The 1076-nt window shown below is 70.2% G+C and carries 1 protein-coding gene and 1 pseudogene; one reads left to right on the forward strand and one right to left on the reverse strand.

Features of this window, described 5'->3' with window-relative positions; all coding sequences use genetic code 11:
- Nucleotides 1-508 (reverse strand): annotated as a pseudogene (locus BFF76_RS30645) (integrase); the annotation flags it as partial.
- A 265-nt stretch (nucleotides 509-773) separates the two neighbouring features.
- Between BFF76_RS30645 and BFF76_RS30650 the strand changes: the two are divergent.
- Nucleotides 774-1076 (forward strand): hypothetical protein (locus BFF76_RS30650; RefSeq protein ID WP_065849512.1); only part of this gene is annotated, 303 nt, incomplete at its 3' end.

Consider the following 1076-nt stretch of genomic DNA (forward strand, 5'->3'; position numbering starts at 1 on the left):
GCATGGCGCGGATCTGAGCGGGCAGGGCCGCGGTCGCCTGCTTCGGCTGCGCGGCCGCCGCCTTCTCCTGCGCGAGCCGGTCCTTGTAGGCGTTGAGGACGGCCCGGGCGCCGCGCATGGTCGGCTTGGGCCGGCTCCGCTCCTCGTGCCAGGAGGTCACGGCGGACAGGGCGCGCTCGATGGTGGATGGCCCGGCCGGCCGCCCGGTGCGGGGCCGCGGGGTGACGGTCAGGTGCCGCACCCACTCCGCCATCGTCTCGGCGGATGCGGGCACGAAGGTGCGGCCCTCGGTCGCGCACCAGGCGGCGAACGCCTCCCGGTCGGCGCCGTAGGCCCGACGGGTGGAGGAGGCGACGCTGGCGGCGATGGCGGCCGCGGTCTCCGGGGACAAGTGCCGGTCGCGGTCGACGGGTGCGAGCTCCGTCCCGGGCGGGCGGTCGTCGACCAGTTCCGCCTCCACGACGTCCCCACCGTCCGGAACGGCGAACTCCGAGGTCCCTGCGTCCATGTGGTCCCCCCTCAGTTCTGGCTCTTGAGAAGGAACATTATCAAGAGCCAGTAACGACGCCTCCTCCTCTTATCCCTTCAGTTCTAACGCGGATAGACCGTTGACTAAAGAGGCCGCCCGCCCTACCGTCACTCCTGTAAGAACGACATCTATCCACGTTCGATCAAACGGGGAGTGCGTTATCAAGATCACTGTCACGGTCGACCAGCCGACTCCGGAGTTCCAGGAGCGCCTCCTGGCGCTCCTGGCGGAATACGCCGCCCATGTGGAGGTCGACACCACCTGGGACCGCGAGCGCGCCCGGCGGTACTACCTCGCCCTGCCGACCCGCGCCCAGCGCATCCTGAAGGAAGCCGCGAAACGGGACGGCTACGTCAGTGCCGACGACCTGCGGGATAACGAGGACAGCAGCCTCCGCGGCCACAGCGCAGCCCTGAAGCGCATCCTCGACCGCGGCATCCGGGAGGGCTGGTGGCCCGACGGCATGGAGGCGCCGATCCAGGCCCAGGGCCCCGGCTTCGGGAAGGTGGTCGGCTACCGGATGCCCGACCACCTCATCAGCGTGTTC

This window comes from Streptomyces mutomycini (assembly GCF_001700505.1).
Classification (GTDB): Bacteria; Actinomycetota; Actinomycetes; order Streptomycetales; family Streptomycetaceae; genus Streptomyces; species Streptomyces mutomycini.